The organism is Blastopirellula retiformator, from assembly GCF_007859755.1.
Classification (GTDB): domain Bacteria; phylum Planctomycetota; class Planctomycetia; order Pirellulales; family Pirellulaceae; genus Blastopirellula; species Blastopirellula retiformator.
In genome coordinates, this window is record NZ_SJPF01000001.1 from 840,532 (window position 1) to 864,834 (window position 24,303).

Below are 24,303 nucleotides of genomic sequence, written 5' to 3' on the forward strand. Positions count from 1 at the left end.
TTCGCGAGTTGTTTACGAAAAATCGTAAGGCGTTGGGCGATGAGTGATCACTTTCCGCTGCTGGAAGACCCAAAGCGGCTGCTGCTCGACTTGGCGCTGCGGCACTCGGTTGACGAGGTGCTGCAGTTGATCGTCGAGCGGATGGGAGGCGCCGAGCAGGTCGCGTTGGCCCGGATCTGGCTGGTCGAGTCCAGCGCCAACTGCGATGGCTGCACGCTGGCCGAGCATTGCCAGGCCCAGTCGGAGTGTCTGCACCTGGTCGCCAGCGGCGGCAGTTCGCTGGTCTCGCCCCAGGCCGACTGGTCGCGGATAGACGGCGACTTTCGGCGGATGCCGATTGGCGTGCGCAAGGTCGGCACGATTGCGTCGACCGGCATCGCGCTAGAAGAGCCGGAGTTTGGCGAGCCGCTGCCGGAGTGGATTGCCCGCCCCGAGTGGGTGCACGCCGAAGGGATCCGCAGCTTCGCCGGTCAGCCGCTGATCCATCGCGGCAGGGTCTTGGGGGTGCTGGCCGTGTTCGTCCGCCAGCCGATCGAAGTCGAGTGCATGGGGTGGCTGCGAATGATCGCCGATCACGCCGCCGCCGCGATCGCGACCGCCAGGGCGTTTGACGAGATCGAGTCGCTCCGCGAGCAGTTGGAGCTGGAAAACGAATACTTGCGGGAAGAGCTGCAAGGCGCCGGGGCGTTTGGCGAGATGGTCGGGCAAAGTCCGGCGCTGGAAGCGGTCTCGCATCAGATCGACTTGGTCGCGCCGACCGACGCGGCGGTCTTGGTCTTGGGCGAAAGCGGCACCGGCAAAGAGCTGGTTGCCCGAGAGATTCATCGGCGTAGTCGTCGCGCCGAACGCCCGCTGATCAAGGTCAACTGCGCGGCGATCCCGCGCGAGCTATACGAGAGCGAGTTCTTTGGTCACGCCAAGGGCGCGTTCACCGGAGCGCTGCGCGATCGGGTCGGACGATTTGAGTTGGCCGAAGGGGGCACGCTCTTTCTGGATGAAGTGGGCGAGATTCCGCTCGAGATGCAGGCCAAGCTGCTGCGCGTCTTGCAGGAAGGTGATCTGGAGCGGGTTGGCGAAGAGCGAACGCGGCATGTGAACGTCCGCATCATCGCCGCCACCAATCGCGACCTGCGAGCCGAAGCGGAAGCGGGCCGCTTTCGGCAGGATCTCTACTACCGGCTGAGCGTCTTTCCGCTGGAGATCCCGGCGCTGCGGCGTCGCAAGGAAGACATTCCGCTACTGGCCGAACACTTCTTGCAACTGGCCTCCCGCCGCATCGGCAAACCAAAAGCGACGCTCACCATGGCGGCGGTGCGGCGGCTGCAGCAGTACGACTGGCCTGGCAATGTTCGTGAACTGCAGCATGTGATCGAACGAGCGGCCATCACCTCGACCGGCAGTCGGCTGCAGATCGAACTGGCGGATAAGAAGCTGTCGCACAAGTCAAAGTCGACCGAAAGCGAAGTTGTCGTCCGAACCGACGCCCAGATCCGCCAGCTGGAAAAAGAAAACATCATCGCCGCGCTGCAGGCAGCCGGCGGCAAGGTCTCCGGCATTGGCGGCGCCGCGGAGTTGCTTGGCTTGAAGCCGACGACGTTGGCGTCGCGGATTAAGAAGCTGGGAGTGGAGTCGCCTGACGGCTGTTGACCGGCAAGCGGTAGCCTTTCCCTTCGGCAGGGGCGGCCTTGGTCTACGGTCGTGATTATGGCAAGAAAGGCCAGGTCCGTTTTTGGGACGGATCTGGCCTGGTGAAGATCGCGACAGTCGCGGTTAGCGAAGCAGCAGGTCGTATTCGCCCGGCAGGCAGCCGTCTCCCATCACGTAGGTCGACATCTGGAAGCTGCCGTCTTCTTGGACGTAGGCCCAGCAGTCGGAGTTGGCCCAGCAGTCGGAGTTGCGCTCGTCAATCGGTTCGCCGCGACGCGTCATTCGAACAAACGCTTTGAACGCCGGCTCGCCATTGACGGTGACCGTGCCAAAAGTCGGATAGGTGTCGGCCTTCCAGCTTTTGGGACCGTGTCGAGCAGCGACTCAGTCGGGCAAGCGTAGTCCGAGGTCTGGAAGCCGGTGAACAACGGACCGGCGCTGGCCATCGTTTCGCCGCCATTGGGGGTCGACGGGCAGGCGAAGACTTCCGGCATCAGCTCGGCCATGTGTTGGTTGCTGCTGTGGCGCCACCACTGGCTGTAGTTGTATTGGTCGGCCAGGTTCTGCTGTTCCATAAACGGCAGCAGGGCGACGTTGGGTCCAGCGGCGCGGCGAGCGGTCGAGGTTCCGCGGTTGGCGTTGGGCAGCGTGCCATAGCAGTCCGTTGATTTTCTCGACCCATAGCCGGCTAGAAAGTGGCAGTCGTTTCGGCGGGTCTGCGCTGCCCCTATGTCTTCGTCATCGAGCGCGCTCGATGACGATCGCGATACGCTCCCGGCGGGCAGCCTTCTTCGGCGATCATGAGACGCCGGAATCGTTCCTGCCCGCCAAAGCCAGAGAGATAGGCGACCGATTTGATCGAGAGATTCGTTTCGGTCAGCAGACGCTTGGCCCGCAATAGCCGACATTGATTGATTTCGTCCAGGACGGTGTGCCCGAGCAGGCTCATGAACTTCCGCTCGATCGTGCGGCGGGTCGTTGGTAGCGCTGCGACCAGTTGATTGACCGATAGGGGGCGATCGCTGCGGGTCCAGATGATGTCGATCGCCCGGTTCACGATCGGATCGTCGATCGGCCCAGCCAAGCCGCTGCGGGCCTGGGCGACCTCGGCCTGTTTGGGCAATAGATCTAAGGTTTGCGTCAGCAGCTCGAGCGAGTTCGCGCAAACCGCCGGCGTGTGCCGCGTTGGGTCTTGGTGAATCCGGCCCAGCAAGCGGTCGAACGTCTGCAGCAGCGGCTCTCGTTGTTTGCTCGTCAAACGGACCACAGCGCTGGCCGGAGAGATCGAGCCGCTTTCGACCAGGCGATGCATGAACTCGCCATGCAGCGAAATCCAACGCTCGGTCCAACCGACGGGGCGAATCGGTCGATAGCGATGCCAGACGCCGGGGAACAGCAGGAAAAGGGTGTTGGGCTCGATGTCGACTCGCCCCGTTGGAGTCGACTCAAATTCGCCCCGTCCCTCGGAGATGAACTGGATTTGAAACTCGGGAAGTTCGCGACCCGCCGCCCACGAAAACTGGTAGACCCCGGGGTGTTGCTGCGGCGGATATTCGGAGCCCGGCGCGACCATCCCGGCGCCGCCGCCGGTGACGTAAAACCCCAGCCGCATATCGCTGTCGGTGATCGGCAGGTAGTGAAAAAAACTCTCCGTTGTGCTCATGACAATGGTGATCCTCGGAAGGCGGTCGGCCCGGTTTTTCTAGTTCTACTGCGGGTATCCGATGTCGCAAAGTGAGTGTTGACGTTCTGGCGGAAAGGAGCGTTTTGATTCTGTGGGGCGAGTATTTCACCTTCGTAGAGGGTTACGGTTACCAAAAAATAGCGTTGTGGCGGTCTGGATAGCCGTAAGTGCAATTTGGACAGTGTTGCGATGACATTGTAAGTTGTCGCAAATCAAGGGTCCAATTGTCATTGCAATTTTCCGGGTAATGGTAGAATTTATCTCGCGGCGAATGGGTCGCGGTGTCCTTCTTTTTCTTTTCTCGGTCCACTCGGATCTTTGGGAGTTTTGACTATGTCTGGCGTCTATCCTTGTCGTAAAACGCCTTCTGTCCGGCACGGGTTTACCCTGGTCGAATTGTTGGTCGTCATCGCCATCATTGGGGTTTTGATCGCCCTGCTTTTGCCGGCCGTTCAGCAGGCCCGCGAAGCGGCTCGTCGCATGCAGTGTGCGAACAATCTGAAGCAGATTGGTCTGGGCCTGCACAATTTCCATGACACGTACAATCACATGCCCCCGGGGGGAAGTCGTTCCGCGCACGGCGGTTATACCTGGGGCGCTTTCATCTTGCCGTTCGTCGAACAGACCAATGTCTGGGATGCGATTCTCGACGAAGCCGGCAACTACCCGCCGGACCCGACCGGCAAGAGCGGTTCGATCTACTGCGGTTGCCACGAGTACGGCGTCTGGACGACTCCAGGCCCCGAGTCGACCGTTCTGGAAATGTACGTTTGCCCGACCGACACGTTGGCCGAACTGCGCGACTCGACCGACCAAGGTTTCCGCTGCGGCAAGTCGAACTACGCCGGCAGCATGGGCTGGGGTCACAGCTACGGCAACGGCTTCTTCAATCGCTTTATATCTTCGATCACGCGGTTCGCCGATGTGACTGACGGTCTCTCGAACACGATCGCGATTGGCGAAGTCGGAGCGGGCCGCGGCGGCTCGGCGCCTTCGCCAGAGAATCCGACCTACACCGGTTGGGCTGGCAGCCCGAAGGGTGGCTCCGGCACGTCGCTGACCCACTGGGGGCCGTTGCGTGAAGCGTGGCATGGCACGCCGATCAACCTGTTCAACGGCGGCGGTCCGCTGCAAGATCCGAATGCGTGGGAAAAGGGATTCGGCAGTTTGCATCCAGGCGGCGCCCAGTTCCTGCTGGCCGACGGTTCGGTCCACTTCCTGGCCGAGACGATCTCGTTGGAAACCTACGACAACCTGGGGCAGCGGAACGACGGCAATGTTGTCAGCGGCTTCTAGTTTTGCTCGTACTGGCGGCGATCGTGGGGCGGCATCTGCGTCTGGCCCACGATCGGCTGAGGCGGAGGGCGACCGCGCGGCAGTAACTGAAATCAACCTAACCATAGATTGAAGTGCTATGAGAATCTTATCTGCAGGAATGCTCGGCGTGGCGGTTCTGGTCACGTTTGTCGGTTGTGGGGCGAACGGTACGGTCACCGGAATGGTCACCGCAGGCGGAGAGCCGGTCGAAGCCGGGAGCATCGTCTTCCAGCCGGTCGACGTCGGCGTGAAGCCTGCTTTGGGGCGGATCGGGAGCGATGGCGCGTATGATATGCGGACCGCCGGCGACGAAGGTCTCGTCCCAGGCGAATATCGCGTTTTGTACATGCCGCCCGATCAACGCGAAGACGAAAATGGACGTCCGCTGGGGAAGCCTTCGAAATGGCGGTCGTACCAGGGACCGGCCGAAACGGTGAACGTCGAGTCTTACGAAAACGAGATACCGGTCGAACTGCAGAAACGTTAACAGCCTGTTGAAAAATGCCATCGTGTTATTTTTCAGCCTCGCCAGGCTCAGAGCATTGCTCTTCGCGGCTCGCAAAATAACGACTTACGTCGGTATTTTGGGATCGCATCCCTGCGATCTCGCAGTCCGTTGAGAAAATCAACGGACTGTTAATCGTCTTGCGGCGGGCGAACGCCGCGACGATCGTGGGCCGGAACCGGGCGACGATCTCCGAGAAGAGGAGCGGCGGCAAGAATTCTTGCCGCCGCTTTTTTTCGTTGTTGCTTCTTGGGCCTTTGGCGTTGCGAGAAAAACGATTGACAAAGCGCACGGAATAATGATCGATTGCGGGTTCGGACTCAGCTTTGACCGGCGGCTTCGTCCGATCGCACGCCGGGCAGAGCCGACCGCAAAAAAAAATTGCGTTCGGAGTCCACTTTCGGTTCGGATGCGAACGGATGAAGTGGAAGGGGCGTCCGGAGAAAAAAAAGACGCGGTCCAGTCCACCACAGCGCGAAAAAACGGAACGGTCCAGTCCTGCCGGGTTTGCAATTCGCCTTGTTTGCCTAAGGCGCCAGATCGCGGCCCCGAAAAAAATTTGTCGGAGTCCAGTCCACCACGTGGATGGCAAAAAAGCGAAATCGTCCGGTCCAGTCGGTTTCGCAAACGGCCTAAATTGCCAGAAGGGGATGGCGCGTTGGTGAAAAAAACGTCGCGGTCCGGTCCACTGGTCCGGCGGAGCCTGGACGTCAGGCGGACCTTGGCTGGTTAACAGCCTGTTGAAAAATGCCATCGTGGCATTTTTCAACCTCGGCAGGCTCAGAGCATAGCTCTTCGCGGCTCGCAAAATAACGACTTACGTTGCTATTTTGGGATCGCATTCATGCGATCACGCAGTCCGTCGAGAAAATCAACGGACTGCTAGGGAGTTTGACGCTGACGGAGAGTTACGTTCCGGCGGCTGCCGCCTATCCCGTTATCTTGGGCAAGACCGTCATAATCGCGCAGCACGCAACCTGTAGACGCGTGCTAGAGTTAACAGCCTGTTGAAAAATGCCCTCGTGGCATTTTCCAACCTCGGCAGGCGCAGAGCGTAGCTCTTCGCGGCTCGCAAAATAACGACTTACGTCGCTATTTTGGGATCGCATCCCTGCGATCACGCAGTCCGTCGAGAAAATCAACGGACTGTTAAGGACTTCATTGCGAGGCGCAATTCGTAAAACCAACGGAAACACAGGCCCATGGCGGATGACCTGACATCGACCGAAAAGGACGAAAGCAAAGCCACGTGGGCCAAGCTTTCGCTGGTCGCGCTCGGGGTCGTCTATGGCGATATCGGCACGAGTCCGCTGTACGCATTGCGAGAGTGTTTTCAGGAGGATCATGCCATCGCCGCGTCGCACGATCATGTGCTTGGCGTGTTGTCGCTGATCTTCTGGGCGCTGGCGATCGTCATTTCGACGAAGTACCTCCTCTTCATTCTGCGCGCCGACAATGAAGGAGAAGGGGGAATCCTGGCGCTGGCGGCGCTGGTTACCTCGGGCGATTTGCAAAGCGAAAATCGCCGCTGGATTATTTTCACGCTTGGATTGCTGGGCGGATCGCTACTGTACGCCGACGGGATGATCACGCCGTCGATCTCGGTCTTGAGTGCGATGGAAGGGTTGGAGGTGGCGGCGCCGGCGCTGGAAGCGTACGTCGAGCCGATCACCATTGCGATCTTGATCGGGTTGTTCCTGTTTCAATCGAAGGGAACGGCCAGCGTCGGAGCTGTTTTTGGCCCAGTCATGATGATCTGGTTCGCCGTGTTGGCGATCATGGGGATCTCGCAGTTGATCCAAGCTCCGCAAGTGCTGGCCGCGATTCATCCGGCCTACGCGATACAGATGCTGTCGGAGAATGGCCTGGCCGGATACCTGGTGTTGGGATCGGTCTTTTTGGTCGTCACCGGCGGCGAAGCGCTCTACGCCGATATGGGGCATTTCGGCAAGCGGCCGATCCGCACCAGTTGGTACTGCGTCGTGCTGCCGGCGCTGCTGCTCAACTACTTTGGGCAAGGCGCCTTTCTACTGCGCCATCCAGAAGGCGCCGTGAATCCGTTTTACTTGATGGCGCCCGGTTGGGCCCTCTACCCGCTGATCTTCCTTTCGGCTTTGGCGACGGTGATCGCGTCGCAAGCGGTGATTACGGGCGCGTTTTCGCTGACGCTGCAAGCGATTCAACTCGGCTACAGCCCACGGATGAAGATTCGCCATACTTCGGCCGAGCAGATCGGTCAGATCTACATTCCGCTGGTGAACTGGGCGTTGATGTTCGCCTGCATTGGGCTGGTGTTGGGATTTCGCACGTCGAACAACCTGGCGGCCGCGTATGGCGTTGCGGTGACGATCACGATGGTGATTACGACCGTGCTTTTTTTCCTGCTGACGCGGATGCGTTGGAACTGGCCGTTGCCTTTGGCGCTGGCGGTCTCGGGGGCGTTCTTGGTCGTCGATCTCTCGTTCTTAGGAGCGAACCTGTTTAAGGTCTCCAACGGCGGTTGGTTTCCGCTGTTGGTCGCTGGAGGCGCTTACGCGTTGTTGTCGACATGGATGGCGGGACAGCGATTGCTGGCTCGCCGGATTCGCGAAAGGGCGCTCTCGGTCGAGCTGTACATCGCCGACTTGATGAACGATCCTCCGACCCGCGTTCCCGGATTAGCAGTTTACATGACCGGCAACCCAGTCGGTACGCCATCGGCGCTGATACGGAACGTGCGTCACAACAAAATGCTGCACGAGCAGGTTGTCTTTCTGACGGTGACGACCGTCAGCGTGCCGCATGTCCGTCTGGCGAAGCGGTTTGACCTGGAAGAGATTGGCGAAGGGTTTTACCGCATTCAGATCGACTACGGTTTCATGGACTCGCCCAATATTCCGCTCACCTTGGCGACGATTCCGGCCGACCAGATCAATCTTCAGGGAGAAGACGTCACGTATTTTCTGGGGACCGAGCGTCTGATTGCGACCGCTCGGCCCGGCATAGCGGTCTGGCGCGAGCGGCTGTTTGCCTGGATGTCGCGAAACGCGCAGCCGGCGACGGCGTACTTCTCGCTGCCGCCAGATCAGGTGATGGAAATCGGCTCGCAGGTCGAGCTGTAGTGGGGCTATTTTTGTTCGCCGGCGACCTTCTTCACCGCGGCGACGACATCGGCCGGTTCAGCCCGCTTGGTGTAGTCAGCGTCAAGGAAGGCGTAGCGAATCTTCCCCTTGGTATCGATCACATACGTCGCCGAGAGGGGCAGCTCCATGGCGTCGCTGCCGTTCACTTCGCCCAGCTTGAGCATGTCGCGATAGAGGGGCAAGATCGTCTCGGGCAGTTCAAACACGAGACCGTATTTATGAGCCACCGCGTTTTGTTTGTCATGCAGCGCGACGAAGTCGAGGTCGTTCGCTTCCGCCGTTTCCTTCGCCTTCTCCGGCAGTTCCGGCGTCAACACCACCAGCTTCGCCCCGGCGCCTTCAAGCGCTTTCAGCTCTTTCTGCATCGCGCGCAGTTGCAAGTTGCAGTAAGGACACCAGCCGCCGCGATACCACATCAACACGATCGGGCCTTCGCTCCACAGATCGCTTAGCTTGACCGACTTGCCGTTCCAGCCGGTCAGCTCGGCGTCGATGGCGGCGTCGCCAACTTGCTTGGCGGAGTTTTCGATGCCGGTGTCGCGTACCGTTTGGACCGCAGTCCGCATCGTCTTCAGCATCTCGGCGGGGAAGCGTTTGCCCGCTTCGTCCGATTTCTGCTGGAGCTGCTCTCCCAGGGTTGGCGGCTGTTGTTCTTGGCCCATGGCGGCGGGCGGAAAGAGAGCCGCAAACAACAGAAAGCACAGCGAAGTAAGTGAACGCATGATGGGTTTCCTTCGACGGGATGGGTGCATGAAGCGGCTCAACTACAGAGAACTGTACGCGAGCGCCCCGGCGCCGCTCGGTACGTTTCCCTACATCCGCCGAAAAGTTCTCCCCAATTTCACTTGGCGGCGGAAGGGGCGGGGCCGGCCGGAAACTGCAGCAGCGAAGCGCCTTTCGCAGGCATCGACTCGAGTGCAGCGGATAGCTTGGCGTGGGCCGCTTTGGCGCCCGGCTTTCCGTCGGGATCGGTGATGGGGCGTTTCTCGAGCACGTCGTTGGCGACATCGAACAGCCGACCATCGTCGTAGAGTTTCCAGCGTTGATCGCGGACAAAGATAGTCGGCTTAGTGCGCTCGGGACGCGGATTGTAGTAGCAGTAGAACCACTCGCGCGGCGTGCCTGGTTCGCCCAGCAGTTGCGGGGAAAAGGAGCGACCGTCGATCGCGCCGGGGATTTTGGCAGCGGCGAATTGGGCCAAGGTCGGAAAGAAGTCGGAGAAGTCGACCAAATCGTCGCACGTCTGGCCAGCCGGAATCTTGCCAGGCCAATAGCCAATCATCGGAACCCGCGTCCCGGCGTCGGTCGTCTTTCCTTTGCCCCCTTGGATCTTCTCGCCGTCAAGTTGTGAGGCAAGTCGAACATGCGCGCCATTGTCTCCCACAAACAAGATCAGCGTGTTGTCGGTCAGCCCCCGCTGCTCGACATGATCGACGATCTTGCCGATCAGCTTGTCCATGTAGGCGACCATGTCTTCAAAGTTCCGCTGCTTCGCCTTGCGGTCGCGGATTGCACTGTCAGGCGTCGGGACGAACGGGTCGTGAACCAAGATCATCGGATAGTAGACGAAGAACGGCTTGTCCGACTCTTGATCAATGAAGTTCAATATCTGGTCGACGCAGATGTCGGGGCCATATTTCTCTTTGCCGAACTGCCTGTTCTCGCCATTGATGTTGAGCAGCGGCGCGTCGTAACGTTCGCCCAGTTTGTCGACTTGCCACAAGCACCACTGGTCGAAGCCGGCGTCGCCAGGAAGCGTGCCCTTGCCGCGAAACTGTTTGCTGTAGTTTTCGGCGCCGTAGAGCTGCCACTTGCCGGCGATCATGTTGCGATAGCCGGCTTCTTTCAGCAGATGGCCGAACGTGTACTGATCGCGATCGAGAACCGAAAAGGCGGAGTAGTTTCGTGCGTTGACCAGCCCAGTCATCAACTTGACGCGACTCGGCGTGCAGAGAGGCTGCGAATAGCAATGCGTAAACTGCATTCCGCCGGCCGCCATCCGATCGATGTTGGGCGTTTGATACTGTTTAGAACCGTAGCAGCCGAAGCACTCGTAGCCGACGTCATCCGCCATGATCAGGATGATGTTGGGCCGCTCGGTTTCGGCAGCCGACAAGGCAAGCGGTGCGACGAGTAGCGTAACACAGGCGAGAAGCAGGCTGGTTCGCATGGCGAGACTCGACGGGAGGGACGGGATGAAAACGGTCCCATTCTAGTCGAGCGGAAGGCCGCTCGTCTCTCTAAATCGCTAACCGACCAGTTCGGCCTGCGTGGCGGTCGCGATTTTCTGGTTTTCGCTCGACTGGACGAAAGCGATCACATGGTAGTCGGCCGATTTTGCGTTTACGGGTAGCGACAATTGATGCTGTCCTTGCCCTGCCGGTGTGGCGATCGTCTGCAGCTTGCGGACCACATTAACGTGCGACAGCGTGCGGCCGTCGTTTTCGCCGGCGGTCACGTCGCGGGCCGCTTGCTTTTGCACCAGCGCCAGTTGCAACTGATCGCGTTTCGTAAGATTCGTGACGTTCCAGCGGACGATCGCCGCGTCTTGCTGGCGGGTGACCTCCACGGTTAGCTTCGTCGTCGTTTGACTGTCGAGACCTGCGCGGATCGCGCGATCGGTATTGGCGACGTTGGAGCCGACGAACTCGACGCGGCCATTGACGATCATCTGCGGCGTGTAAACCTGATTGGCGCCGAAGGCTTGGGCGTAACGACGTTGTCGTTGCGAATAGGCGGCGTTGCTAAACGGATCTTCCCAGCCGAGATAGTTCCAGTAGTCGACATGCAGCGACAGCGTGTAGATCGGCAGTTTCCGCTCGCGGGCAAGCTGGTTGACGCGAGCCAGATTTTGATCGGCGCTGGGGCAGCTGTTGCATCCTTGGGAGGTGAACAACTCGATCAACGCGAAGCCGCTCGATTGTGCTCCTTCTTCTTCGCCATGCAGCGACGAATTGAGCGGAGCGCCGCAGCCGGCGGTCAAGAGGGCGGCCAGGCGAAACGCCGCACGACGTGAGACAAGTGGAAGCGTCATGGGATTAGCATTCTGCGAAGGAGAAAAGGGCGACCAGGCTGCCGAAGTCACTGCAGCTTGCAATTCTGCAGGCGGAAATCGAGAAAATCGGTGAAGCAGCAGACCGATTTGCCGCGAGTTTACCAAGTTTTGCGGCAATTCAGCTAAGACGCCCTCTTGGAGCGACGCCGTCTTTTTCCAAGAATGGAGCCTGGAAATGCAAACCGGCGACGAACCATGAAGGCGCCCGCGTGACGGCCAAGGAATCGATTCAGCTGACGCAGGAGCGGGAAACGCTGCTGATCACCTTGTACGGCAAGGCCGAAGAGAGCCGCCTAAGCGATTCGCTGCTGCAAGATCATCACGCGGTCGGCGTGATGGACCGTCTCGACTACGACTTTCCGAAACTGCGTGTGACGCGCGACGGCATGATCAGCGTTGCGATCCGTTCCAAAACGCTCGACGATTGGACGCGAGCGTTTTTGCAGCGCCATCCCAAGGCGACGGTGCTGCACCTGGGTTGTGGTTTGGATAGTCGCATCTTGCGGGTTGATCCCGCCGAGGAGGTCGCCTGGATTGAAGTCGACTTTCCGGAAGTGATCGAACTCCGGCAGAGGATCTTCGCCGCGCGTCCAGGCTGCCACGTGATCGGCGCTTCGATCCTCGAAGCCGACTGGTTGGCGTCGATTCCAAAGCATCGTCCGACGCTGGTGGTCGCCGAAGGCGTGCTTCCCTATCTGCCGGCGGCGGCTGTGCCTGAATTGTTTCGACAAATCACCGAGCACTTTGACCAGGGGGAGATTGCGTTTGACGCGTACAGTCCGTTGGGCGTGAAGACGCTCAATTTGCTGCCGTCGATTCAAGCGACCGGGGCTCGGCTGCGTTGGGGATTGGGAGATCCCCGCTCGCTGGAGTCGCAAGCGCCAAGGCTAAAGCTTGTCGCCGAGGAGAGCGGCTTCGATCCGGGCCAGCTGACCCGGATCTCGTGGCCGCTAAGGACGCTCGCCCAGCTTACGCAACTGGCGCCGCCGCTAAGGCGGTTGGGGCGACTGCTGCGGTATCGGTTTGGCTAACTCGCGCGGTCGCCTGGTATTCGTACATGATCAGCGGCACATAGGCGGCCAACAGGTAGAGTGGAAAGCAGCCAAGTTCCATCGAGACGAAGATCCCCAAGTGCATCGAGACCCCAAACCACAAGGCCCAAATGCGAGTACGTCGGAACAGGATTAACAGCGGAAATCCGGTCTCCCAAACCAGCACGCTCCAGGTCATGATCTGCGTTACCCAGTAGGGCGTCGGCAGCAGGTCGGCCGAGAAACGGGTCAGGCTCAAGTCTCGCAGCACGTAGTACAGGCTATCGCCAGCAGTCCAGTTGTGCCCAGAGAACTTGCAGAGCCCGCTGGCGCCATACATGAAGGCGAATTGAATCAGCAGCAGACGCAGGGCCCATGGGGAAGCGAGCAGCTGAACGCTTGGCTCGCCGGAGGTCGACCGACGCAACGCGTCGATCGACCAAACGGCGCCGCAGGGAGTGAGCATCACGTACAACAGCAACATTCCATGAATGTGATCGCCAGCGTTGATCGCGTACATGTTGAGGTTGGTGAACGAAATCGACAGCGCCCAAACCACGATCGCACAGATTCGGGTGTTCCAGCCGATCAATAGGCCGATTGTGGCCGCGATCCAAAAGTAGAACGCCAGCGTGATCGCCTGGGGATCGCTGATCTGCTGCAGCAGCGACCAGTGAAGTTGCGGGCGATCGAAGAACCAGCTGTAGATCTGCGGGTCGCCGGTGCTGCCGCGGCCATACAAGACCGACAGTTGCGGCAGCATGGTGACCAACTGATCGACCAGCAGAACCGCCGCGACGCCAATCCGCAGCATTGCGTAGTAATGAACGGCGATCGGCGCGGTCCACCAGCGGAAGCTCGACAACGGACGGGGGAGCCAAGGAGTAACGCCAACAACGCGGGTTGATTCTGAGACAGGGTTCATTGTTCCGACTCCGACGGCCAGGATTGATAGACGAACTGTTCGTTGGTGGGGTCGTACGCTTCGATCGGAAGGTACTCGCGAGGATAACTAGCGGCAGGCTGCCAGCGAGCGATCGCCATGCAGTAGGGGAGGGAGGCCTGATCTTGCGGTTGGCCAGGGGCGCCAATTTCAAAGCCGCGGACGTGCAGGATCACTTCGTCAGGCGTCGCGACATACGGGTAATCTTCCTGAAACTCTTCGATCCGCAGCGAAGTCCAGGCCAGGTAAATGTCAAAGTCGGTCGCCAGTTTGTCATGTATCTGCTTTGCCCAACGCTGGCGGGCCGCGGCTTCGGTTTCGCCCGATTCAAACGTAAAGCTGAGGGTCAGGTTTTGCTCGATGCTGCGCAGACGATTGCCGGCGTAGCGGAGGTAGCTGGAAGCGTCGCTTGGTTCGTTGTCCGACAGCAGCCAGGTCGACTGGTCGCTGTCGCGCCAGCGAAACTCGCAGGCCAGGAAATTCGTTTGATCGTTGATGTTGGGAGCGAATAGCGACCACCGCTGCGGTTGTTCGGTGACTTGCCCATACTTGTCGACGGCGTAAACGACCGACGATAGGCCGCCGAGCGTTGCGCTGCGCTCTCCGGCGCGACTTTCGTCGAGCGCCTTGGTGATCGCCGACGAGGTCTCGGGATAGCGAAGTGTGACGACTTCTAGCGTTTCCAAACCGTTGGCGACCGTGAGGTAGAAGAGCTGCCAAACGATGAATGTTCCGAGTGCGACGCTGCAACCGCATCGCCAAAGGTTGTGGGTAATCGACATTGCGATGAACTCCCGGCAAAAAAATAGGACGCCCCGCGGAGACGCAATCGCGGGGCGTCGCAAAAGGAAGGACTTAGTAACGCGGACCCTTCGGACCCTTCAAGTCACGCGGGGGATGCGTGTAGGGAGGACGTTTGATGTCGCGAGGGGTCGGGTAGCCAGGTCCGCCCGGCTTGTGGCTGGGGACCGGTCGGGCGCCCGGGATCGGCACGCTGATCTTGCGTTTGCCGCCGATGACCGGGGGAACGTGGGAGGTTGGAACTTGGCCTTTGGGGCTCGGTTTGGGCGCCTTGATGTCTTCAAAGATGTACTTGCGCCACTTGCTCGGCGGATCGGTCGGCTTGGGAGCGTCTTTGGCCGCAGGGTTGTGCGGCACGCTGTAACCGATTCGCGAGGTCGGGGCAGGGAGCGAAGACTTCGGCCGCGGCTTGGGCGCCTTGATGTCTTCAAAGATGTACTTGCGCCATTTGCTCGGCGGATCTTTCGGCTTGGGAGCGTTTTGGGCCGACGAGTTGGGAGACGTCGTCATGCCAAACGGACGCGGCATCGATTGCGACTTCGGGCGGATCGGCGGCTTCTTCAAGTCGCGGAAGGTAAAGTCCCGCTGTTCTTTGGGTGGCTTGCTGGGGTGCGGGGCATGGTCGGCGTAGACCAGCGAAGTGGTGACGAGCGAGGCGCCCAGCAAGGTGACGGCGCCGGCCCATTTCTGCAGATTCAAAAGCATCGTTAATCTCCGATTGGAATTTTCAAGGCGACGTTTCACAACGTGCGTCGCTTCACCAGGAGGATTGACCTGGCCGATTCCAACCGGACAGAAAAAGCGAAACAATTTCGGCCGATCGGCGCTTTGCGGCGTTTTTTGCCTGTTTTTCCCTCTTCCGCTTTAGGCTCGTCGGACGATTATTCTGGCTACCGGCCAAATCGTGTGAAAAAATGAGATTTCTTGGCCGGCGGCGAACTTTTATGGCAATCTCTGAAAGAAATTGCAGCTGCGCTCCGTTTAAGAGGATGCTCGTGATTTCTTTGTTTCCGAATTACGAAGGAGACCAGCCGCATGGATGAGCAAGATGAGCAAGACGTTTGGCCCGATCAGCAATGGTTCGCCGCGCTCGCCTCCGGCGATCCGTCGATCGAAGAAGAGTTTTGGAAGACGTACGCCGGACCGCTGCATCGGGTCGCCGATCGGCAGCTGTCGCAGCAGCTAAAGCGCCGCGTCGATCCTGAAGATGTCGTGCAGTCGGCCTGCCGGACTTTTTTCCGCCGCGTGCGGCAGGGAGAGTTTCAACTGCAGGATCGAAGCGACCTGTGGCGTTTGCTGCTGACGATCACGCTGAACAAGGCCCGGATGCAGGCCCGCTTCCACGGTCGCGCTTGTCGCGGAATGGATCGGGAACAATCGCTGGCCGAAGAGCCGGCCGGCGGCAAAGGGAGGAATTTTGAAGACGCGCTGGCCGAGATCGATTTCAACGACTTCCTGGAATCGATCCTGAAACACCTAACCGAGGAACAGCAAGAGATTTTGCAGCGGACCCTCGACGGGCAAACGCAAGACGAAATCGCCGCCGCCGTCGGTTGCAGCCAGCGAACGGTGCGGCGGATGCAAACCAAGATTCGCGAATCGTTGCAGTCGATCCTGCAAGCCGATTTGAGTTTGTCGTAAGCGAAACGATTAGGGCTCGGTATGACTGAAGTTGATGAAGAGATTCGCCGCAACTTCGAGTCCGATTGGCTCCGCGGCCAATGCGGCGATATCGTCGACTATCTGCCGATGCCGGAAGCGCCGTCGTACCTGCCGACGTTGGAAGAGCTGATTTGCATTGATCTGGAGTTTCGCTGGCAACGGATCACGAAGAGCTCGCGGGGAATCGATTCAAGCAGCGAGACGCTGTCGCTCGAGCAGCAGCCACTGGTCGAAAAATATCTCGATCGCTTTCCGCAATTGCACGATCCGGCGATTTTGCAGCGGCTGGTCGATCAAGAGATTGACGTTCGCAAGGCCTCTCCCTTCCCGCCGCAACCGACCGAATACCAGCAACGCTTTCCGCAGCTGCAGTTGCCGGGATCGTCGTTTCCAAACGCCAACGGCCTGCCTGCTGACGAAACGCGACGTTATTCGACGTTGCCCACCAAGTCAGACGTCGAGGCGTTGCCCAGTGCGTTTGGCGCCTATCAGCTGATGGAGCTGTTAGGCCGCGGCGGCATGGGGAAGGTCTATCGTGCACACCAGGCGAAAGCGGACCGGATGGTGGCGATCAAGATCGCCGGGTTCAGCGGGGCGCCGCCAGAGATTCGAGACGAAATCGCGCAGCGGTTTGAGTCGGAGGTTCGGGCCGCCGCTAACCTAGCGCATGACAACGTCATGCCGATCTACGACGTCGGCGAGGTGGACGGCAGTTTATATTACACGATGCCGATTGTCGCCGGCGACCTGGCGTCGGAGGTCCGAAAGAATCCGCTAACCAACAACGTGGCGGCTCGCTATCTGGCGCAGGCGGCGCGAGGCGTCGCCGCCGCTCACCATCAAGGTCTCTTGCATCGCGATATCAAGCCGCACAACTTGATGCTCGATCCCGACAATGAACGGGTACTGGTCGCCGACTTTGGCTTGGCTCGCTTGATGTCGGCGGAAGAGCAGCTGACGATCACCGGCGAAGTGCTGGGTACGCCTCCTTACATGGCGCCGGAGCAGATTCGCAGTTCGCATGCAATCGACGTTCGGGCCGACGTTTACGCACTGGGCGCGACCCTCTATCACTTGCTGGTCGGCAAACCGCCAATTCAAGCGGCGACGCCGGTCGAGACTTTGCGGCAAGTGTTGGAAGAAGAGCCCGCCTCGCCACGCGAATTGAACCCGCAAATCGATCGCGACCTAGAGACGATCTGCCTCCGCTGTTTGCAAAAGGAACCGAGACTTCGCTTCGCGTCGGCCGACGAACTGGCGGACGATTTGGAGCGTTACCTGCGGGGCGAACCGATCAAGTCGCGTCCGATTGGGATAGTGGGGCGACTGGATCGTTGGCGCCGCCGCAATCCCAAGATTGCGGCTCTGTCGGCTGGCTTGGCCGCGTCGCTGCTGTTGGTGGCGATTATCGCCGGGATCGGCTGGTACAGCACCGAGTGGCAACTGGCTCGTGTGATGCAAAACAACCGCCAGGGGCAATTGGCGGTGAACGATCTATACACGTTTATTCGCGATGAGCCGCTGCTGAATATGCCGGGGCACGAGGCGATACGGGCCGAGTTGCTGCAGCGTGGCCTCGATCACTATCAGCAGTTGATCGACTTGGCGGGCGAGAACGAAACGCTGCCCGCCGATCTCTTGGAAGCCCGAACGCAGCTTGGTCTGCTGAAGCTGGAGATTCGTGATCCGGCCGAAGCGGCTCTACAGTTTCGTCAGGTGATCGACGACGCGAAGAAGCTGCCGAAAGAGATTGCGGAGACTCGACAAGTACTCAGCAGCGTGAGCGACAGTTGGAACGGGCTCGGACAAACGTTGCATCGCGCAGGGAAGGAGGCGGATGCGGCGGCGGCGTTCGACAAGGCGATTGCGTTGCGGACCGCAATCGTCAAACAGGCGGCCGGCGAACTGGAGCCTGTCCGGAAACTGGCGAACGCCAAGATGAACCATGCGCTCATTCTGGCTGCCCAAGGTAAGCGGGACGATTCGCAGCAGGAACAGATCGTCGCCCAGCGCGATCGGCGTCAGCTGCTTCGCGACCATGACAAGGACGCGAAACTGCTCCGCGATTACGCCAAGGGGCAGTTCAATCTGGCTCGGCTCGAATTGACGACGCAAGGCGTGACGCCCAAGGCGACGGAGTTGCTGCAAGATGCGACGCAGCGATTCGGTCGGCTTACGGCCCTCTATTCGACCGATGCGGAACTTTGGCAGCGCTACATCGAGTGCCTGCTGACGATGTCTCAGTTGGAGGATTTCCCGCATTCCTCGCTGCAGAAGGCGTGCGATCTGTTGCCATCAGCGATGGTGCTAGCACCGGAAAATCGGGAGTATCGGATTCGCTTGATCACGATCGCGCAGCAGGCGATCGAGATTCAGATGGAGAATCGCAACTTTGATCAGGCCAATGAGCTGTGGGAAAAGGTGGAGACCAAGCTGGTCCAAAGATTGGGGGACGAGGATCAATCGATCGAAGCTGTCCGCCTGCGGCTGCTGTCGCTGCGGCAGCATGGATTGATCACGCTGGGAATGGGGGACAAGGGTTTGGCCCGGCGGCATTTGCGAGCGGCAATTCAGCGCAATAGGAATACGAAAGAGGATCCCGCCTACGCGGCGATCTGGACGTCCGCCTGGAAAAACGATTGGGAAGCGATCGAGCGACTGGCCGACTCGCTCGATTAAATTGGGACGATTGGGCGGAAAATTCATGCAAGTTTCCGCAAGACGTTCCCGCGGATACGACGATAGAGGAGATGTGCCGCTCCTTTGGCTGAAAAGGGGAGTGCTGCGCAGGTAGGAAATCAATCGTCGCCATCGTAGGCAAACCGATGCAGACAAGGATGTCGCCCATGAGCAAGCGAAAAGTGACTACGCTTGTGCTAGCGATTGCGCTCGTTTGCGGTTTGACGCGCCTGGCGACCGCACAACCTACGCCGCCCCCCTCGGGACCGATTGTCGCTCAGGCGTTTCCCGGAATGCCTTACCAATTGGTCGACCCGGCGAACTACGTCAGCCCGTTCGCATCGCTCTTTACCTCGACCCGCGGCCCGTCGACTTCGGACGAGCTGGACGCCTATTTTCAATCAAGCAGTCGCTCGCGTTTGCTCAACGTGCCGGAGATGTTTGGCGATCGTCGCGTGAGCGGGCCAACGATCTTGTTGACGCCGGTCGCGACCGGGTTGCCTGGACTGGGCGCCGAGATCCCGGTATCTGCTGCGATCTCTGGCCTTAGCGTCGCGGAGAACAACCAGGCGCTGCCTTCGGACCGCGTCTGGGTCGCTTACAACTACTTTCACAATGCGCTCGATGTGCAGACCGATACCCGGTTTGGCGCTGCCCCGCAAAACCGTTCGCAATCGCTGCATCGCACGGTGTTCGCCTTTGAGAAGTTGTTGGACTCGGGGAGAACCTCGATCGAGCTGCGAATGCCTTTTGGGGGCGCATTTGGCGCCGATGGCGTCGCGGGGGCGTTTGGCGCTTCGTCGCAGTATGGCGTTCAGGGGCATAACGTCGGCAATATGAATCTGGTGCTGAAGCGATTGCTGTATGCTGAAGAAGGATTTGCATTGTCGACTGGGTTAGGGTTGGAAGTGCCGACCGGTTCGACCGGACTTGTCACGTATGGGCCGATTCAAGCCTCGTTTGATAGTCAGACCGTTCACTTCGTGCCGTATGTCGCGATGACGCAGCGGAGCGGCTGTTGGTTTGGTCACTTGTTCACGCAGATCGACTTTGCTTCGCAAGGCGATCCGCTGCGAGTCACGATCAACGATACAGGCGCCGGCGATCTGATCGGGCGAGTTAATCAACCGGCGCTGTGGGGCTTGGACATTGGTGGAGGCTATTGGCTGGTTCCGCCTTGCGGTTGCAACAAAGGTTTGGCTCTGGTCGCCGAACTGCACTACACGACCCCGCTGCAAGACGATGATGCGTTCTCGGCTGCCGGCACGTTGACGACCGCCTCGGTCAATACGGCGGCTAGCCCGGCGTACGAAGTGTTGAACTTCACCGCTGGCTTGCAGCTTGGCTTGGGTGGAGGCTGGCAGTTGCGTAGCGGCGCGGTCTTTCCGGGGCGCGCGGAAAAAGTCTTTGACGCCGAGTATCTGCTGCAATTGAATCGCGGCTTCTAGGTCAAACGCCATGAGCGAAACCCGCCCGATCGAGTCGCTCCGAAATTTGGGGCCGAAAATCGCGGCTTGGTTGCGGGAAAGTGGAATCGAGACGATCGAAGAGCTGGACCGTCTTGGCCCGGTCGTCGCTTTTCGTTTGGTCAAACGGCGTCAAAAAGGGGCGAGCCTGAACCTACTATGGGCGCTGGCGGCCGGATCAAAGACCAAGATTGGCGGGAGTTGAGCGAACAGACCAAGAGACGGCTCAATCGAGACGCCGAACTTGACTGATCCCGGGCTGAAGACGATGAATGCAGATACGACCTATCGCCACACACAGTATGCCTGGCTTTGTTGGCTGATTGCCGCGATTTCGATTCCGGCGTTTGTTACGGCGGCCATGCTGTGGCAAAAGCCTGGCGGCGCCATTTTGATCGCGGTATCTGGCCTGATGCTGCTGTATCTCGCAGGCTCGTTTGGGCAATTGTCGGTCGCTGACGACGATGATGCCCTGCTGATCGCGTTTGGGCCTTTGCCGTTATTTTGGCGACGAATTTCATACGCCAAAATGCGCGCGGCCAACGTCGAAAGAACGACCTTCTTGGAAGGTTGGGGCATTCACTGGAGCCTGCGAGGCGGCTGGGTTTGGAATCTGTGGGGCTACGATTGCGTCGAGATTCAACTGGACCAGGGAAAGATCTTCGTCGGCACCGACCAGCCCCAGATATTGGCGGAGTTCCTGCAGGCGCGAATCGCGAAGACGCCAGCGACCTGATCGTCGCGGGTTTCACTAACAATTGCTAGACTTCCCGAAGAGGGGCCGACGAGTCTTACGTGGAGTCGTGCGATGGTCGATCCCTATCTGCCCGGTTTTTTTGACGAGCGCTGCCAGAAGCGGTTGGTCACTTAAGCGTCGCCACTTGCCCTGTTGTTCGACGCGAACTTGGCGAACTCTTTGACCAGTCCCAGGTCTTGCGCGACCGCGGCCAGGTTCAAGCGTTTCAGCAGGTCGACCGTGATGGGACGCTTGGCGTCCCAGAAAACTTGCGAGGCGTAGAACTGCTGCGCCGGTTCGCTGTGGAGCAACGTGGCGAGCAGCCGGGCCTCCTCTTCGCTTTGGCAAGCGAGAAAGTAGACGGTGTCGTCCACCACCACCGGTTTGTCGCCAGCGCTACCAATCACCGCGAATTGCAACCGCTTGTAGAACCCGGAGATCGCCACTTTCCAGGGAGCGAAAGCGTAATCGCCAACGCCAAAGACCGAAAACCGCGGACGGCGACGATAGATGGAGCTGCGACGACGATCGAGGGCTTCGCCATGCCGTTGCAGATAGGCCCAAGTTCGTGGTGCGATTTGCTCGATCTGATCGGTCGGATCGGCCGTCTTTCGCTGGGGTACCAGCATCTGTCGCTTCGGTTGAAGTGCGCCGCCGGCGACTTCCGAGCTCTTCAACATCGGGAAGAGGTAGTCCGACTCCAGCTCGACCGTTTCGTTGAGGCCGTTTTGCAGTTTTGTTCCGGCGGTTCGTAGCTCCATGACCTTGGCGCAGTCGTGTTTGACGCCCGATCGCCATTGATAGGGGGAATCGCCGGCCAGACGCCGCCATCGGCGATATGCTGCGACATCTTGGACCAACGTATTGTCGACGATCCCCAATTGGCGACTTGGCGCGTCAGCGGAGAGCGAATCGAACGTCAGGCAGGTCGTTGTCGGCTTGCCGCCCAACGTGCAGCGCAACAGGCAGGCGTCGACCGCCACGCCAAAATGCTCCGCCGCGTTGATCTGGCGAATCTCGGCGTGGGCGATTCGCTGCGACTCTTTCCAGGCAGCCTGCAGCACCTTGCGAGCGACCATCGTCTTGCACAGCATGGCGATCTCCGCCGAGCGATCATCCAGCAGCGTCACCAACTGACGGAGCATCCATTCCGAGATGTCGAAGTTGCTCTTACCGGTGATGGCGTCAATGCCCGCTTGCCGCTGGAAGTTTGACTTTTGCGGCAGGTTGTCGCTTTGAAAGAGGGTTTGCTGAGCGTTGGTCACCCAGGGTGGATTGCCCAACAGGAGAATCGGCTGGGGAAATTGGCGAAGCTTCGTCTGCCAATCGACCGAGAAGAAATCGCCCCGCTCGATGGTCGCTCGCTTTTCGCCTTGCAGCGATTGTTGCAACTGGGCGACGTAGGCGGGATTGATCTCGACGCCGATTACCTGGGCAGCGGGAAAATGGGCCAGCGCCGCATGCACGAAGGTGCCCTGACCGCAGGTCGGTTCGATGATCGTAGCGGGGCGAAGCGACTGCGCGGCGAGCAAACGCACGACCTCGTCGGCCAGCGCTGCCGGAGTTTGAAAATCGCCGAACTCGTCTTGACCCTTCTTGGTCTTGGTCGATTCCATGGCGGCTGATTATAGCCGCTGGTCGAGGTTTACCGTTACTCCAGGCGGCGGCCGATCGGTCGTAAGATCACCCATCTGGGGTGCTTGTGGGCGAACAGTTGTCTTGACGTGTGTTGTTGTGACGGGTATTGTGGAATAGCATGAGCGCCTCTACTCCCAAGTCTGATTCCGCGTCGCGTGGTCGCAAATTCGACTCGCTGCAGCAGGAAGTTTTCTTGAACCTGTGGCGGACCTACGACCGGCTCAAGGCGCTGGAAGATGAGATGTTCAGCGAGTCGGGCATCTCGGCCCAGCAGTACAACACGCTGCGGCTGCTCCGTTCGGTCTATCCCGCGGGGATGCCGACGCTGGTGTTGGGCAGTCGGCTGATCAGCCGGGCGCCTGACATGACCCGGTTGCTCGACAAGTTAGAGCAGCGAGGCTTGCTAGCCCGCCATCGCCCGCCTGAGAATCGCCGCGTGGTTGAAGTCCGCCTGACGCCAGAGGGGCGAAAGCTGGTCAATCAGCTCGACGCCTCGGTGCGGAAGTGCCACGAAAGGCAACTGGGACACCTGGACGACAAATCGCTGGACCAACTGGTCAAACTGCTGAAAGCGGCTAGAAAACCACATGAGGACGCCGAGAATCTCTCGTTAGTCGACCAGTAGATTTTCGGTTCTTTCCCAACACGTCTGCTCGCCAATTGACGTACCTGGATCTGGAATAAGAAAACAGAATGATCGCCAACGAAAAACCTCAAGTCGTCGTCATCGGCGGCGGCCCCGCTGGATCGACCGTTTCGACTTTGATCGCCCAAAAGGGCTACCGCGTCGAGCTCTTCGAACGCGAGGTGTTTCCGCGGTATCACATCGGCGAGTCGATGATTCCGGAAACCTACTGGGTGCTGAAGCGTCTGAACATGCTCGACAAGATGAAGCAAAGCAACTTCATTAAGAAGTACAGCGTGCAGTTTGTTGGGCAGTCGGGGCGTCTCTCGGCGCCGTTCTACTTTCATGACAACAAGCCGCACGAATGTTCGCAGACTTGGCAGGTACGGCGTAGCGAATTCGACCTGATGATGATCGAGAACGCCGCCGAGCATGGCGTTAAAGTTCATCAGGGAGTTCGCGTCCTGGACGTGTTGTTTGACGGGGATCGCGCGATCGGCGTCAAGGTGGTCGACGCTTCCGGCGAGACGCGCGAGGTGCTGGCCGACGTGGTGGTCGACGCCAGCGGGCAAAGCTCGATGCTGATCAACAAATTCAAGCTGCGCGTCCCCGATCCCGAACTTAACAAAGGGGCGATTTGGACCTACTTCAAAGGCGCCTACCGGGACGAAGGGAAAGACGAAGGAGCGACCGTCGTCTTGAGCGTCCAGGGGAAGAAGGGCTGGTTCTGGTACATTCCGCTTCATGACGATATCGTCAGCGTCGGCGTGGTCGGCGACTTCGACTACCTCTTCAAAGACCGCGGCGGACATGAGCAAACCTACGCCGAGGAGCTGGACCGCTGTCCGGCCGTGAAAGAGCGAATCGCCAATGCGGAGCAGGTCGAAAAGATCTTTGCGACCAAGGATTACACGTACAAAGCCAGCCAAGGGGCCGGCGACGGGTGGGTGCTGGTTGGCGATGCGTTTGGCTTTCTTGATCCTCTTTATTCATCCGGCGTTTTGCTGGCGCTGAAGTCAGGGCAACTGGCCGCCGATGCGATTTGTGAAGGGCTCGAAAAGGGAGACACTTCGAAAGAGCAGCTTGGCGACTGGCTGCCTGACTATCAGGTTGGCGTAGGGCGCATGCGCCGCCTGGTCTCGGAGTATTACGAAGGGTTCAACTTCGGCCGCTTCATTCGCCGCTTCCCTCACTTCGTGGGCCGCGTAACCGACTTGTTGATCGGCGATCTGTTCAAAGACGATTTGGACGAAGTGATCGCCGCCATGGATATGGTCAAGGCTGAAGATGAAGAAGCCCGGCTGATGGCGGCCAAAGAGCAAGACTGAGCCAGTCCTCAGTCAAAATCAAACGTCAAACCCCGTCTGGGGAAACGTGGTCGGCGATTCACGG

The 24,303-nt window shown here is 59.4% G+C and carries 23 protein-coding genes; 12 read left to right on the top strand and 11 right to left on the bottom strand.

Annotated elements, in window-relative coordinates:
• Nucleotides 1-39: 39 nt before the first annotated feature.
• Nucleotides 40-1,647, top strand: a complete 1,608-nt coding sequence (locus Enr8_RS03410; protein WP_146429199.1) for a sigma-54-dependent Fis family transcriptional regulator — start codon at nt 40-42, stop codon at nt 1,645-1,647.
• 123 nt (nt 1,648-1,770) lie between these two features.
• Here the strand turns inward: Enr8_RS03410 and Enr8_RS25230 are convergent, their stop codons facing one another.
• Genes Enr8_RS25230 through Enr8_RS03420 form a run of 3 tightly spaced genes read right to left on the bottom strand, consistent with a single transcriptional unit; the run spans nt 1,771 to nt 3,310 of the window.
• A complete protein-coding gene (locus Enr8_RS25230; protein WP_186767408.1) occupies nt 1,771-1,929 on the bottom strand; it encodes a hypothetical protein in 159 nt (52 codons plus the stop codon).
• Complete coding sequence (locus tag Enr8_RS25970) at nt 1,926-2,462, bottom strand: DUF1559 family PulG-like putative transporter (protein ID WP_246119976.1); 537 nt, start codon at nt 2,460-2,462, stop codon at nt 1,926-1,928. The genes Enr8_RS25230 and Enr8_RS25970 overlap by 4 nt, the downstream gene beginning before the upstream one ends.
• A complete protein-coding gene (locus tag Enr8_RS03420) occupies nt 2,375-3,310 on the bottom strand; it encodes an AraC family transcriptional regulator (RefSeq protein WP_146429201.1) in 936 nt (311 codons plus the stop codon). Before Enr8_RS03420 ends, Enr8_RS25970 begins: the two co-directional genes overlap by 88 nt.
• Nucleotides 3,311-3,664: 354 nt before the next feature.
• On the opposite strand from Enr8_RS03420, the gene Enr8_RS03425 reads away from it, so the two are divergent.
• Both Enr8_RS03425 and Enr8_RS03430 read left to right on the top strand, forming a co-directional pair.
• Nucleotides 3,665-4,627, top strand: coding sequence for a DUF1559 domain-containing protein (locus tag Enr8_RS03425; RefSeq protein WP_146429202.1), 963 nt, complete (start codon nt 3,665-3,667; stop codon nt 4,625-4,627).
• A gap of 118 nt (nt 4,628-4,745) precedes the next feature.
• Nucleotides 4,746-5,135, top strand: coding sequence for a hypothetical protein (locus tag Enr8_RS03430; protein ID WP_146429203.1), 390 nt, complete (start codon nt 4,746-4,748; stop codon nt 5,133-5,135).
• 25 nt (nt 5,136-5,160) lie between these two features.
• Here the strand turns inward: Enr8_RS03430 and Enr8_RS03435 are convergent, their stop codons facing one another.
• Nucleotides 5,161-5,922 (bottom strand): hypothetical protein, encoded by a 762-nt coding sequence (locus tag Enr8_RS03435; RefSeq protein ID WP_222434787.1) that lies wholly within the window; start codon nt 5,920-5,922, stop codon nt 5,161-5,163.
• A gap of 433 nt (nt 5,923-6,355) precedes the next feature.
• Between Enr8_RS03435 and Enr8_RS03440 the strand changes: the two genes are divergently transcribed.
• The gene (locus Enr8_RS03440; protein ID WP_146429205.1) at nt 6,356-8,254 is read left to right on the top strand and encodes a potassium transporter Kup; all 1,899 of its coding nucleotides are present in this window, start codon (nt 6,356-6,358) and stop codon (nt 8,252-8,254) included.
• A gap of 5 nt (nt 8,255-8,259) precedes the next feature.
• Here Enr8_RS03440 and Enr8_RS03445 read toward each other — a convergent pair whose 3' ends face one another.
• The 3 genes from Enr8_RS03445 to Enr8_RS03455 all read right to left on the bottom strand — a co-directional run bounded on the left by Enr8_RS03445 (nt 8,260) and on the right by Enr8_RS03455 (nt 11,309).
• Nucleotides 8,260-8,997 carry a peroxiredoxin-like family protein gene (locus tag Enr8_RS03445; RefSeq protein WP_390620152.1) on the bottom strand — a complete coding sequence of 246 codons (738 nt, stop codon included), beginning with the start codon at nt 8,995-8,997 and terminating at the stop codon, nt 8,260-8,262.
• Between the two features lie 119 nt (nt 8,998-9,116).
• Nucleotides 9,117-10,445, bottom strand: coding sequence for a sulfatase-like hydrolase/transferase (locus Enr8_RS03450; protein ID WP_146429206.1), 1,329 nt, complete (start codon nt 10,443-10,445; stop codon nt 9,117-9,119).
• 78 nt (nt 10,446-10,523) lie between these two features.
• Nucleotides 10,524-11,309 carry a DUF1223 domain-containing protein gene (locus Enr8_RS03455; protein ID WP_146429207.1) on the bottom strand — a complete coding sequence of 262 codons (786 nt, stop codon included), beginning with the start codon at nt 11,307-11,309 and terminating at the stop codon, nt 10,524-10,526.
• Between the two features lie 230 nt (nt 11,310-11,539).
• Here Enr8_RS03455 and Enr8_RS03460 point away from each other — a divergent pair, with 230 nt between their 5' ends.
• Nucleotides 11,540-12,361 carry a class I SAM-dependent methyltransferase gene (locus tag Enr8_RS03460; protein WP_146429208.1) on the top strand — a complete coding sequence of 274 codons (822 nt, stop codon included), beginning with the start codon at nt 11,540-11,542 and terminating at the stop codon, nt 12,359-12,361.
• On the opposite strand, the gene Enr8_RS03465 is transcribed toward Enr8_RS03460, so the two are convergent.
• The 3 genes from Enr8_RS03465 to Enr8_RS03475 all read right to left on the bottom strand — a co-directional run bounded on the left by Enr8_RS03465 (nt 12,300) and on the right by Enr8_RS03475 (nt 14,810).
• The gene (locus tag Enr8_RS03465; RefSeq protein ID WP_146429209.1) at nt 12,300-13,286 is read right to left on the bottom strand and encodes an HTTM domain-containing protein; all 987 of its coding nucleotides are present in this window, start codon (nt 13,284-13,286) and stop codon (nt 12,300-12,302) included. The genes Enr8_RS03460 and Enr8_RS03465 overlap by 62 nt on opposite strands.
• Complete coding sequence (locus Enr8_RS03470; RefSeq protein ID WP_146429210.1) at nt 13,283-14,086, bottom strand: hypothetical protein; 804 nt, start codon at nt 14,084-14,086, stop codon at nt 13,283-13,285. Before Enr8_RS03470 ends, Enr8_RS03465 begins: the two co-directional genes overlap by 4 nt.
• A 73-nt stretch (nt 14,087-14,159) precedes the next feature.
• Nucleotides 14,160-14,810 carry a hypothetical protein gene (locus Enr8_RS03475; protein ID WP_146429211.1) on the bottom strand — a complete coding sequence of 217 codons (651 nt, stop codon included), beginning with the start codon at nt 14,808-14,810 and terminating at the stop codon, nt 14,160-14,162.
• A 330-nt stretch (nt 14,811-15,140) separates the two neighbouring features.
• Between Enr8_RS03475 and Enr8_RS03480 the strand changes: the two genes are divergently transcribed.
• The 5 genes from Enr8_RS03480 to Enr8_RS03500 all read left to right on the top strand — a co-directional run bounded on the left by Enr8_RS03480 (nt 15,141) and on the right by Enr8_RS03500 (nt 20,648).
• Nucleotides 15,141-15,746 carry an RNA polymerase sigma factor gene (locus Enr8_RS03480; protein WP_146429212.1) on the top strand — a complete coding sequence of 202 codons (606 nt, stop codon included), beginning with the start codon at nt 15,141-15,143 and terminating at the stop codon, nt 15,744-15,746.
• A 21-nt stretch (nt 15,747-15,767) separates the two neighbouring features.
• On the top strand, nt 15,768-18,446 hold the full coding sequence (locus tag Enr8_RS03485) for a serine/threonine-protein kinase (RefSeq protein WP_146429213.1): 2,679 nt from the start codon (nt 15,768-15,770) through the stop codon (nt 18,444-18,446).
• A 167-nt stretch (nt 18,447-18,613) separates the two neighbouring features.
• Nucleotides 18,614-19,894: a hypothetical protein gene (locus Enr8_RS03490; protein ID WP_146429214.1), complete on the top strand. Its 1,281-nt coding sequence runs from the start codon at nt 18,614-18,616 to the stop codon at nt 19,892-19,894.
• Nucleotides 19,895-19,904: 10 nt separating this feature from the next.
• Nucleotides 19,905-20,117, top strand: coding sequence for a TfoX/Sxy family DNA transformation protein (locus tag Enr8_RS03495; protein WP_146429215.1), 213 nt, complete (start codon nt 19,905-19,907; stop codon nt 20,115-20,117).
• A 39-nt stretch (nt 20,118-20,156) separates the two neighbouring features.
• The gene (locus tag Enr8_RS03500; RefSeq protein WP_146429216.1) at nt 20,157-20,648 is read left to right on the top strand and encodes a hypothetical protein; all 492 of its coding nucleotides are present in this window, start codon (nt 20,157-20,159) and stop codon (nt 20,646-20,648) included.
• Between the two features lie 131 nt (nt 20,649-20,779).
• Here Enr8_RS03500 and Enr8_RS03505 read toward each other — a convergent pair whose 3' ends face one another.
• Nucleotides 20,780-22,264, bottom strand: coding sequence for a DNA methyltransferase family protein (locus tag Enr8_RS03505; protein ID WP_146429217.1), 1,485 nt, complete (start codon nt 22,262-22,264; stop codon nt 20,780-20,782).
• Nucleotides 22,265-22,404: 140 nt separating this feature from the next.
• Here Enr8_RS03505 and Enr8_RS03510 point away from each other — a divergent pair, with 140 nt between their 5' ends.
• Complete coding sequence (locus Enr8_RS03510) at nt 22,405-22,911, top strand: MarR family winged helix-turn-helix transcriptional regulator (protein ID WP_146429218.1); 507 nt, start codon at nt 22,405-22,407, stop codon at nt 22,909-22,911.
• A 68-nt stretch (nt 22,912-22,979) separates the two neighbouring features.
• A complete protein-coding gene (locus Enr8_RS03515; protein ID WP_146429219.1) occupies nt 22,980-24,239 on the top strand; it encodes an NAD(P)/FAD-dependent oxidoreductase in 1,260 nt (419 codons plus the stop codon).
• Nucleotides 24,240-24,303 lie beyond the last annotated feature (64 nt).